The organism is Nocardia sp. NPDC004582 (assembly GCF_053602115.1).
Map to the genome: position 1 here is coordinate 17,200 of NZ_JBSGCY010000091.1, position 10,739 is coordinate 27,938.

General features: G+C 71.3%; 10 protein-coding genes and 1 pseudogene. 9 read left to right on the top strand and 2 right to left on the bottom strand.

Annotated elements, in window-relative coordinates; translation table 11 throughout:
- Positions 1-34: 34 nt before the first annotated feature.
- Positions 35-778, top strand: coding sequence for an aquaporin (locus tag ACWELJ_RS23070; protein WP_452368206.1), 744 nt, complete (start codon positions 35-37; stop codon positions 776-778).
- Here ACWELJ_RS23070 and ACWELJ_RS23075 read toward each other — a convergent pair.
- Both ACWELJ_RS23075 and ACWELJ_RS23080 read right to left on the bottom strand, forming a co-directional pair.
- Positions 775-1,746 (bottom strand): aldo/keto reductase, encoded by a 972-nt coding sequence (locus ACWELJ_RS23075; RefSeq protein ID WP_452368207.1) that lies wholly within the window; start codon positions 1,744-1,746, stop codon positions 775-777. The genes ACWELJ_RS23070 and ACWELJ_RS23075 overlap by 4 nt on opposite strands.
- A 95-nt stretch (positions 1,747-1,841) precedes the next feature.
- Positions 1,842-2,588, bottom strand: a complete 747-nt coding sequence (locus tag ACWELJ_RS23080) for an IclR family transcriptional regulator (protein WP_452368208.1) — start codon at positions 2,586-2,588, stop codon at positions 1,842-1,844.
- Between the two features lie 205 nt (positions 2,589-2,793).
- On the opposite strand from ACWELJ_RS23080, the gene ACWELJ_RS23085 reads away from it, so the two are divergent.
- The 8 genes and pseudogenes from ACWELJ_RS23085 to ACWELJ_RS23120 all read left to right on the top strand — a co-directional run.
- Complete coding sequence (locus ACWELJ_RS23085) at positions 2,794-3,837, top strand: NrtA/SsuA/CpmA family ABC transporter substrate-binding protein (RefSeq protein WP_452368209.1); 1,044 nt, start codon at positions 2,794-2,796, stop codon at positions 3,835-3,837.
- A gap of 1 nt (position 3,838) precedes the next feature.
- Positions 3,839-4,669 carry an ABC transporter permease gene (locus tag ACWELJ_RS23090; protein ID WP_452368210.1) on the top strand — a complete coding sequence of 277 codons (831 nt, stop codon included), beginning with the start codon at positions 3,839-3,841 and terminating at the stop codon, positions 4,667-4,669.
- Positions 4,666-5,475: an ABC transporter ATP-binding protein gene (locus ACWELJ_RS23095; RefSeq protein WP_452368211.1), complete on the top strand. Its 810-nt coding sequence runs from the start codon at positions 4,666-4,668 to the stop codon at positions 5,473-5,475. The genes ACWELJ_RS23090 and ACWELJ_RS23095 overlap by 4 nt, the downstream gene beginning before the upstream one ends.
- Positions 5,472-6,497: an ABC transporter substrate-binding protein gene (locus tag ACWELJ_RS23100; RefSeq protein ID WP_452368212.1), complete on the top strand. Its 1,026-nt coding sequence runs from the start codon at positions 5,472-5,474 to the stop codon at positions 6,495-6,497. Before ACWELJ_RS23095 ends, ACWELJ_RS23100 begins: the two co-directional genes overlap by 4 nt.
- Positions 6,494-7,681, top strand: coding sequence for an LLM class flavin-dependent oxidoreductase (locus ACWELJ_RS23105; RefSeq protein ID WP_452368213.1), 1,188 nt, complete (start codon positions 6,494-6,496; stop codon positions 7,679-7,681). The genes ACWELJ_RS23100 and ACWELJ_RS23105 overlap by 4 nt, the downstream gene beginning before the upstream one ends.
- Positions 7,678-8,889, top strand: coding sequence for an LLM class flavin-dependent oxidoreductase (locus tag ACWELJ_RS23110; protein WP_452368214.1), 1,212 nt, complete (start codon positions 7,678-7,680; stop codon positions 8,887-8,889). The genes ACWELJ_RS23105 and ACWELJ_RS23110 overlap by 4 nt, the downstream gene beginning before the upstream one ends.
- Entirely contained in the window at positions 8,886-9,824 is a 939-nt protein-coding gene (locus ACWELJ_RS23115) for an ABC transporter substrate-binding protein (protein ID WP_452368215.1), read from the top strand. Before ACWELJ_RS23110 ends, ACWELJ_RS23115 begins: the two co-directional genes overlap by 4 nt.
- Positions 9,825-10,226: 402 nt before the next feature.
- Positions 10,227-10,739, top strand: a pseudogene (locus ACWELJ_RS23120) (hypothetical protein); the annotation flags it as partial.

Consider the following 10,739-nt stretch of genomic DNA (forward strand, 5'->3'; position numbering starts at 1 on the left):
GCTTGGGAAAGCCGTGGTCTGGCACTGTGGCCGGGTGCCGAACCCTGAACCGTCCGTCCTCGCTGCCTACCGCGCCGTCCCCGACGCGGGCCCGCTGCCGCTGGGGCGTCGGGCGGTGGCCGAGTTCGCCGGCACGGCCGCGCTCGCGGCGGTGGTGATCGGTTCGGGTATCGCGGCCGATCAGTTCTCGCCCGCTGATCTCGGATTGCGGCTGCTGGAGAACTCGACCGCGAGTGCGCTGGGGCTGGCCGTGCTCATCGTGATCTTCGGGCCGATCTCGGGTGCGCACCTCAATCCGGTGGTGTCGCTGGCGGATTGGCTGGGTGGTCGGCGCGAGCGCCGGGGACTGTCCACTCGGGCGTTCGGCGTCTACGTCGCCGCCCAGGTCTCGGGCGCGATCGCCGGCGCGGTACTGGCCAACGCGATGTTCGATCGGTCCCCGGTGCAACTCGCGACCCAGCAGCGCGTCACCGGCGGCCACCTGCTCGGTGAAACCCTCGCCGCCGCCGGACTGGTCGCGGTCGGTTTCGCGGCCGCCCGGCTCGGACGCGGGGCCGGTGCCGCCGCCGTGGCCGCCTATCTGGGTTCGGCCATCTGGTTCACCAGCTCCGGTTCGTTCGCCAATCCCGCGCTCACCCTCGGACGGATGCTGTCGGATTCGTTCACCGGCATCGCCCCATCCTCGGTGCCCGCGTTCACCGCGGCCCAGATCCTCGGCGGCCTGGCCGGTTCCAGCCTGATCACCCTGCTCTACCGGCCGGCCGTTCGCGGCGTCTAGGCCCCGCGCGTGGTCGAGGGGACCGCGAACGAGGTGCGGTCACCGGACCATCCGTCGGCCGGGACCAGGGTCTCGAGCATGGCCAGTTCCTCGGTTCCGAGCTCGACCGCCGCCGCGGCGGCGTTCTCCAGGATCCGCACCGCGCGGCGGCTGCCCGGGATCGGCATCACATCCGGTCCCTGGGCCAGCAGCCACGCCAGCGCCAGCTGGCCTGCCGAAATGCCCAGCCGCGTGGCCATCTCGCGCAACGCTGCCACCTGTGCCAGATTCTCGTCGAGGTGTTCGCCCTGGAAACGGGGATCGTGACGGCGGAAATCGGCGTCGGCGGCCGAGCTGGAATCGAGGGTGGCGGTGAGCAGGCCGCGGCCCAGCGGGCTGTAGGGCACCAGGCCGACCCCGAGTTCGCGGGCCACCGGCACGATGTCGCGTTCGGGTTCGCGCCACAGCATCGACCATTCGAACTGCACCGCCGCGATCGGTGCGACCGTGACCGCCGCCCGCAGCTGTTCGGGCGTCGCTTCGGAGATGCCCAGGTGCCGAACCTTCCCGGCCCGCACCAATTCGGCCATCGCGCCCACGGTTTCGGCGACCGGCACCTGCGGATCGACCCGATGCAGGTAGTACAGGTCGATGACCTCGCGCCCGAGCCGCTCCAGCGACGCCTCGCAGTAGCGCCGCACATTCTCCGGCGTGCCGTCGAGCCCGACCCCGGCCTCGGTGCGCACGATCCCGAACTTGGTCGCCACCACCGCGTCGGTCCCGGCCAGCGCGCGCCCGACCAGCTGCTCGTTGTGCCCGCCCCCGTAACTCATCGCCGTGTCGAACACGGTGATGCCCGCCTCATACGCCGCCCGCAGGGCCGCGGTCGACTCGGCATCGTCGGCCGCGCCGTACCCCTGGGAGAAGCCCATGCATCCCAGGCCGATCGCCGACACCGTCAAACCGTCCCCGAGTCGCTGCATCCGCATGCCGTCCATGCTGTCAGTCCAGCGGTGCCGCCGCCAATCGGAGCATCGATGAAATCCCTTGGCGGCCGGATGGTTCGGTCGCGGCGGTCCCGGTGTCAGGCGGTGCTGAAGCGGGTCGCGATATCGGTCGCGGTGATCTTGGCCAGGTCGACCAGGAACGGCAGTCGCTCGGGAATCATCAGTGTGGTGGGGCCGCGCAGGCCCAGTGCGAAGCGGTACGGGGTGGTGGGGGTGAGGATCGGAACGGACAGGGTGCGGAAACCGGGATCGAGTTCCTCGTCGTTGTAGGCGTAGCCGCGTTCGCGGGTGCGGGTGAGCTCGGCGCGCATTTCGGCCGGAGTCGACACCGACCGGTCGGTGCCCTCGTCGTAGGGGAGCGACTCGAGTTCGGCGTCGGTGGTCTCGTTCCAGGCCAGCAGCGTCTTGCCGAGAGCGCTGGCGTGCAAGGGCAACCGAACGCCCTGCAGCCGGTGGCCGTCGCTGTCGCGCCAGCGGCTGGTGGCCAGCAGCACCGCGTGAATGCTGTGCCGGACGGCGAGCGAGACGCTCGCGCCGGTGGTGGCGGCGAGCTGTTCCAGAGCGGGCTCGGCCAGGTAGATGCGGTGCTGGCGATAGGCGATCTGCCCGTATTCGGCCAGCGCGCCGCCCATCCGGTAGCGGCCCGAATCCGCTGTCTTGTCGAGGAATCCGGCCTGCACCAGCGCGGTCAGCAGCCGATGGGCGGTGCTGACCGCCAACCCCTGCTGCCGCGCGACCTCGGAAACCCCGCGTTCCTGCCCATCGCGGAAACAGTCGAGCACCGACAGGGCACGAGCGACGGTTTGCACTCCGGAACCTTCCACGGTGGGGACCGTAGCACAGGACCGGCGTCCAACCGGCGCTCTGCTTTCCACTATCTGGAAAGCGTACGGGGAACGGCCATAACCGTTTCCGGAGAACTCTGTCAACCCTTCCGATCCTCGGAAAGCATTACCTCGCCTCGCCCCGCCGGAATCCCTACTGTCCCCAGGCATCGTTGGACAGTTCCGAACGGAAGAGGTGCCCTCCATGTACCGCACGCGCCGGCCACGCCGTTGGCGTCACGCCCTGATCCTGGCTCCCGTCGTCGCCCTGGTCGCCGCGTGCGGCTCCGGTTCCGGCTCCACCGAGGCCACCCCGGGCGAGATCGTGCTCAAGGTCGTCGATCCGGGCAATGCCGGACCACTCGCGGTCGGCAAACGCGAGGGACTCTTCGACAAGGCGCTCGCCCCGCTGCACGCCCGCGTCGAATGGGTCACCACGACACCGGGTTTCAGCTCCATGCTCAAACTGTTCAACACCAAGGAACTCGACGTCTCCGACGCCGCCTTCAGCCCGGTGATCGGAGCCCTGTCCAAGGACGTGGCCGTGCGTATCGTCTCGGTGTCGGATCCGGCGGGCAAGGACCAGAGCGGCATCCTGGCCGCGCCCGGGTCGGGCATCAAGTCGGTCGCCGACCTGGTCGGCAAGCGGGTCGCGGTGAATCCGGCCGGCAAGGGCGAGTACATCCTGCTGCAGGCCCTCGCCCAGGCCGGCGTGCCGGCCGACAAGGTGACCCGGGTTCCCTTGCAGCAGAAGGACGCCGCCTCCGCCTTCGCCACCGGCAAGGTCGACGCCTGGGCCTCGTTCCTGGTGCCCTACCAGGAGGCCAAGGCCAACGGCGGCGTCGAGATCGCCACCGAGCAGTCCATCGGCTCCAAGGACAACACCGTCTTCGTCTTCCGCACCGAGGTCGCCGACCGGCACCCCGAGATCGCGGCCGCCTTCCTGCAGACGGTCCAGCAGCTCACGATTCGCCAGCGCGCCAACCCCGCCGAGTTCCAGAACGTGTTCGACCAGTCCGGTCCGCGCGCCCTGAGCGGTCCCCGGCTGGCCGACGCGATCCGCGTCGGCGGTGAGGCCACCGCGCCGCATCTGCCCACCGACTCCGATGCTGCGGATCTGGCCGCCATCGTGAAGTTGTTCCGCGACAACGGCGTCATCAACCGCGACGTCACCGCCGCCGACATCTTCTACGACCTGAAGTCCAAACTCACCCCCGAGCAGTCGGCCGGGCTGCAGCAGGGCCGCTGACATGGACGCGACCGCCGCGGCGCGGGCCGGACTGGCCCCGCCCCGCGCCCGGACCGAACGCGCCCGGCCCGCATGGGTTTCCGTGCCGCTGAGGTTCGTGCTGCCCGCGCTGATCATCGCGGCGTGGTGGATCGCGGCCGGCACCGGCGCGCTGTCGCCGCAGGTGCTGGCCGGACCGCGCAAGGTGTGGTCGGCGCTGCTCGAGCTGGCTCGCAGCGGTCAGCTGGTGGACTTCGCGCTGGCCTCCTTCACCCGCGCCGCGATCGGTGTCGCGCTGGGGGTGGGCGCGGGGCTGCTGCTGGGCCTGGTGGCCGGATTGTCGAGTCTCGGTGAGGAACTGGTGGACTCGACCCTGCAGATCGTGCGCGCGGTGCCGTTCCTGGCGCTGGTGCCGCTGTTCATCGCCTGGTTCGGCATCGACGAGCTGTACAAGGTGGCGCTCATCGCGGTGGCCACGGTCGCGCCGATGTACGCCTACACCTATCTGGGCGTGCGCAATGTGGACCGCAAGCTGATCGAGGCCGCGCGCGGGTTCGGGCTCGGCGGCATAAGACTGGTGCTCGAGGTGATCCTGCCCGCGGCACTGCCGGGGGTATTGATGGCGCTGCGAGTGTGCCTGTCCATCAGCATCACCGGTCTCATCGCCGCCGAACAGGTCGGCACCACCGAGGGCGTCGGGTACCTGGTCACCCTCGCCCAGGAGTACAACCGCACCGACTACATGGTGCTGTGCGTGGTGCTCTACGCGCTGCTGGGCCTGATCTTCGACGCCGCGGTGCGGCTGATCGAGCGCGTGGCCATGCCGTGGCGCGGACAGGCGGCGCTGCGATGACCACCCTCGACCACACCAGGGCGAACACCGCCACACAGGACACGTCCCGAGCCGACGACGCGGCCCTCGGCGAGCCTGCCGCGCCGCTCGCGGTCTCCATCACCGGGCTGCGGAAGTCCTTCGGCGAGAAGGTGATTCTCGACGACGTCGACCTCACCATCCGGCGCGGGGAGTTCGTGGCGCTGCTGGGCCCCAGCGGCACCGGCAAGACCACCCTGCTGCGGCTGCTCACCGGACTCGAACAGCCCGACGCCGGGCAGGTCCTGGTTCCGCCCGCCCGCACCACCGTCTACCAGGAGCCCCGCCTGGTCCCCTCCAAACGGGTGCTGGCCAATGTGACCATCGGACAGCGTCGTTCCCGCGCCACCCGCGACGCCGGACTGCGCGCCCTGGCCGAGGTGCACCTCGACGGCAAGGCCCGCCAATGGCCCGCCACCCTGTCCGGCGGCGAAGCGCAACGCGCGGCCCTGGCCCGCGCCCTGGTGCGGGAACCCGACCTGCTGTTGCTCGACGAACCCTTCGCCGCCCTCGACGCCCTCACCCGGCTGCGAATGCAGGACCTGGTCGGCGATCTGGTGGCCCGCCACCGCCCGGCCGTGCTCATGGTCACCCACGACGTGGACGAGGCGGTACGCCTGGCCGACCGGGTGCTCATCCTCGACCGCGGCCGCTTCGCTGTCGACCGGGCCATCGAGCTGCCCCACCCCCGCGACCACACCGACCCGGCGGCGCTTCTCTACCGCTCGGCGTTCCTCGCCCAGCTCGGCGTCGGCGCCGACCCCGAAAAACCCAGGAGCACACCATGACCGACACCCTCTGGTACACCCGCTGCCCGGTCCCCACGGCCAGCGGCCTCGCCCACAGCCTCGGCTGGCTCGGCGACACCGCCGCGCGCAACGGCCTGGCCTTCGGCGTGCTGCAGGACGCGGGCCCCGAACTCGCGGTCCGCCACTTCGACCACACCCTGCCCGGGCTGATCCGCGAGGGCGGCAACGTCCCGGCCCTGGCCGCCCGCGCCCAGGGTTCACCCACCCGCCTGATCGGCCTGACCTGGATCGACGAGGCGCAAGCCATTGTGGTCGGCCCGCATTCACCGGTCGCGTCCGCCGCCGAGCTGGCGGGGCTGCGCGTCGGCATCCCGGCCTGGGCCCGCGATCAGGCCCGCAGCTTCCCGCGCGCCATGGCCCTGCACGGGTTCGCCAACGCGCTGCGCCCGGCCGGGCTCACCCTCGCCGATGTCCGGATCGTCGAGCTCGGCGTGGATCCGAATCCGCAGGTGCGCACCGAGATCCAGCCTCGCGAGCGCGCCCTGGCCTGGGGCGTCGCCGAACTGCTCGACGGCACGGTCGACGCCGTCTACGTCAAGGGCGCGCACGCGCAGGAGGTCGCGAAGGAACACGGTCTGCGGGTCGCGGTCGATCTCGACGCCTCCGCCACCCGGGCCCTGCGCGTCAACAACGGCACGCCCCGGCCCCTGACCGTGCACCAGGAGCTGCTCGACACCCGCCCGGAGGCGGTGATCGGCTTCCTCGCGCAAACCCTGCGCGCCGCCGACTGGGCCACCACCGACCGCGCCGCGGCCGCCGAGGTGCTGCAACGCGAAACCCTGTCCGGCCCGGACGGTGTCATCGCCGCCTATGGCACCGACTTCACCGTCGGCCTGCATCCGAGCCTGTCGCCCGACCGTGTCGAACTGCTGGCGGCGCAGAAGCAGTTCCTCTACGCGCACGGCTTCCTGGCCGCCGACTTCGACCTCGACTCGTGGCTGGCGCCCGAACCCCTCGAACAGGCGCGTGCGCTGGTGGCCGCCGGACAGGTGGCGGCATGACCGACTTCGTGTGGCGGCTGCCCAGCCGCGGCGACGGCCGTCGCGCCCACCCCGGCCAGCGGCATCGCGGTCGCGGTCAGGCTCCGATCCCGGCTGCCGACGCGGGCGCGAATCTCGTGCGGCCGCAGGAGAATCCCGCGAGCCCGCAGGGTATCGGCGACCGCTCGACCACGCCCGGACCCGGATACCGCGATATCACCGATGTCCGGCCGGGACGCTTCGGCCCGTTCGACGACCTGCACCAGATCGTGCACGCCGCGGAACTGTCCGGACTCGACGGGATTCTCGCTCCCTACGACCCGGCGGGGGAGGAATCCTGGATCGTCGCGGCCGGCGCGCTGCGCGCCACCCGGCACGCACGGGTGATCGTCGAGTTCCACCCCGCGTTCGGGACGCCGGTGTACGCCGCCAAGATCTCGGCGTCGCTGCAACGGTTCTCGGCGGGCCGCCTGGCCTGGCGGCTCGCGGTCGACACCGACCCGGTGGAGGCACGCCGGCGCGGCGACCGCGTCGAGGGCGACGACCGATACGCGCGGGCGGCGGAATTCCTCACCGTCGCCCGTGGCGTCTGGAACGAATCCGAGGTGACCCCCGCGGGTTTCGGCGGCACCGGATTCGACTTCGCGGGCGAGCATTACGACGTCGTCAACGGCGGATTCCGCGGCATCCTGTCCGGCCTGCCGTTCCCGGTCGTCCACCTGAGCGGGAATTCGGCCGCGGCCCTGGACCTCTCGGCGCGGCACGCCGACGTGCACACCTTCACCGAGACACCCGACGGAATCGAACCGGCTCTCACCCGGCTGCGCGCGCTGACCGCCGCGACCGGACGCACCGTGCGCACCGGCGTCGAGGTCCCGATCATCGCCCGCGCCACCGAGGCCGAGGCGTGGGCCCGGGTCGAGAGGCAGTGGCGCGAACTGTATCCGGGCGCCACCGACGCCACGGCGCTGCGACTGGGCGAGGAGCGCTGGGCGGGCTTCGCCCACCTGGGCTATCCCCAGGACATCGGCTTGGTCGGCAGCTACGACCAGGTGGCGCGGCGGCTGCGCGACTACGCGGCCGCCGGGGTCGGCACCGTCGTGCTCTCGGGCCACCCGCACCTCGAGGAGGTCCATCGGACCGGTGAACACCTGCTGTTCCGGGCCGACCCGGCCGGCCGCACCCTGAAGGAGGCCACCGCATGACCATCGACATCTATTGGCGCATCGGCATGGAAGGCGATCACGCCTCCCTGCGCACCCCGCGCCGCTACAACCGCGGCCACGCCGGCGGCTACGGGCCCGGCAATATCGCCCCGGCCGTCCGTGGCGGCGAGCTCGACGGCTACAGCTATCTCGATCACGCCGTGGCCGTGGCCCGCGCCTCGGAGTCGGCCGGATTCCTCGGCGGGCTGCTGCCCTCGTTCCCGATCACCGAGGACCCCTGGGCGGTGGCCGCGGCGCTGGCCCGCGACACCACCACCTACCGATTCATGGTCGCCTTCCAGCCCGGCTTCCTGCACCCGGTGCAAGCCGCGCGCATGTCGGCGAGCCTGCAGCGCGCCACCGGCGGACGGCTGGTCTACAACATCATCAGCGGCGGCGGGGGACCGGCCCAACTGTGGTGGGGCGACAAGGTTTCCCACGACGACCGCTATGCGCGCACCAGCGAATTCCTCGACGTCCTGCGCGGGGTCTGGGACGGCGAACCGTTCGACCACGCGGGCCGCTTCTTCCACACCGAGGGCGCGGCCCTGCCGCCCGCCCTGGCCGGACAACCCTTTCCCGAGGTCTACTTCTCCGGCTCCTCGCCCGCCGCGGTGGAGGCCGCCGGACGCCACGCCGACTACTACCTGTCCTGGCTCGAGCCCTTCGCCGACCTGCGCGCCAAATTCGACGGCGTCCGCGCCCACGCCGAACGGACCGGCCGCGCACCCAAGTTCGCCGTCCGCATCGACATCGTCGCCCGCGACACCGAGGAGGCCGCCTGGGCCGAGATCGAGCAGGGCTGGGCGTTCGTCGACCGCGCCGCCGCCAACCGGGCCGCCCAGGGCGATTCGGTGGGCGCGGCCCGCATCCAGGGCTGGGTGCCCGAAACCATCACCGGCTACCGGGATCTGGAGGTGCAACCCAATGTGTGGTGCGGCTTCAGCCTGATCCGCGGCGGGCCCGCCTTCGGACTGGTCGGCAGCTACGAGCAGGTCGCCCAGCGCCTCGACGAACTCGTCGACCTCGGCGTGGACGCCTTCATCCTGGCCGGGAACCCGCACCTGGAGGAGGCCTACCGCGTCGGCGAGGAAGTGCTGCCGCTGCTGGGCCGCTCCCGCCTCGCCCGCCCGGCGCCCGTCCCGCCCACGACCCCGGCCGTCCCGGCCGCGTCCCCGGAAAACCGAATTCACCAGGAGATCTCATGAGCATCCGCGTGGGCTACTTCCCGCACAACAACTCGCTGTTCGTGCTGCGGCATCGCGGCATCCTCGAACGCGCCCTGCCCGATGTGGAATGGGTGGACCTGCGCGAACTGCCCCGGCCCGCGCCTGTCGATGTGAAATCGGCCCTGCCGTCCCAGCATTCGGACTGGCTGTTCGACGAACGCGGCTACGACTTCATCGGCACCGGATTCACCCCGCCGATCACCGCCCTGGCCAACGACCGCGACATCGTCTACGTCGGCATCTCCGGTCCGCGCATCGAGAACGGACGCCTGGTGACCCTGGCGGGCAGCGGCATCGAGACCGCGGCCGACCTGAAGGGCAAGCGGGTCGGCATCGCGCACGGCTCCTGGCAGACCACGCTGCTGCTGTTCGCCCTGGACCGCGCCGGGCTCGGCTGGGCCGACATCGAACCGGTCGACACCGACGTGCACGACGGCGGCGATCTGCTGCGTTCCGGTGAACTCGACGCCTGGGTCGGCGCCTATCCGGGTCTGGCCGCCGTGGAGGCCGCCGTCGACCTGCACACCATCGTCGATACCGAATCGGTCTTCAGCCATCCCTCGCTATGGTTCACCCGCCGTGATGTCGCCGAACAGCGCCGCCCGGAACTGGAGGCGATCATCGCCGCACTGCGCGAATCCGACGCCTGGATCGTCGAGCACCCGCGCGAGGCCGCGCGGTATTTCGTGGACGACATCCGCGTGCGCGGCGGGGACGCCGACCTGGACGCGTGGGAAGCCGCCCTGCGCGGCCGGCCCTTCGGAATCGGCCCGGTGACTCCGGAGTTCCTGGCCGAACAGCAGCGCGCCGCGGATCTGCTCGCCGCCAACGGGCTGCTGCCGCGCCGGATCCAGGTCGACGCCGCGGTGCTGGAGTGGATCGGCGACTCCGCGGCCGCCCCGGCCCGGGCCTAGGTGATCATGCCGGGGTGGCGTGCCGCCGAGGTACCGGAACCGGTCCCGGCCGCACGCGACCCCGGCATTTCCGCAGCGGGCGCGGGGGAGTAACTGGACCGCCGGAACCCTCGCGGGGGAGGGCGACCGGGGGTCGAGGCCCGGTAACACCGGTCCCGGCCACCACCTCAGCAATGATGGTCGAACGTCCATATTGTGGCGCTCGGACCTCGGGTTCGGACCCGCTCGGCAAGCCGGTCCACCGCAGCGAGCCCTCGGCCTGCAAGAGTGCGCTGAAATGCGATGAGCTGCATGGACTCCGGTCGGCGGTTTGCTCGGAGATACCGAAAGGTTCGGGGACACAGAGGATTCTGCTATGGTGGCTCCGCCGATTTCAGGATCGGCCGGACGACAAGAGAATTGATGAATCAAGACAACGCCGTGCTGCTTTCCTGGGTCCTCGCTGCCGCGCTCGTACTCGCCGTGGTGGGGGTGGTATTCCTGTGGCGCGCCCTGCGCGCCGAACGTGGCCGTGTCGCGGCCGTGCGCGAAGAGCAGGTGGATCGCGAGGCCGCGGTCGAGGCCATGATCGCGAATCTGACCGAGAATGTCGTGCCCGCCATCGGTGCGGCGGTGCGCCGCTCGGACCCTGACAACCCGACCGTGAATCTGCCGGTCGTGCTCGAACAGTCGCGCATCGCCGAACTGGTGTGGCAGTGGACCGCCCGCTGTGGCGAGGAACTGCAGAAAGTGGCCACCGAGACCGCCGAGCGGGTCGAGCGCGAACGCGCCACCGAGACCCAGCTCGCCCTGGCCGAGGCCGAATCCGCCCGGGAGACCGCGGTCGCCCAGGTCGAGGAGATGGCGCAGCTGGCCATCGCCCAGGCCGAGGAGGCCGCCCGGGTCGCCGTCGCGCAGTCGAGCGAGAACGCCCGC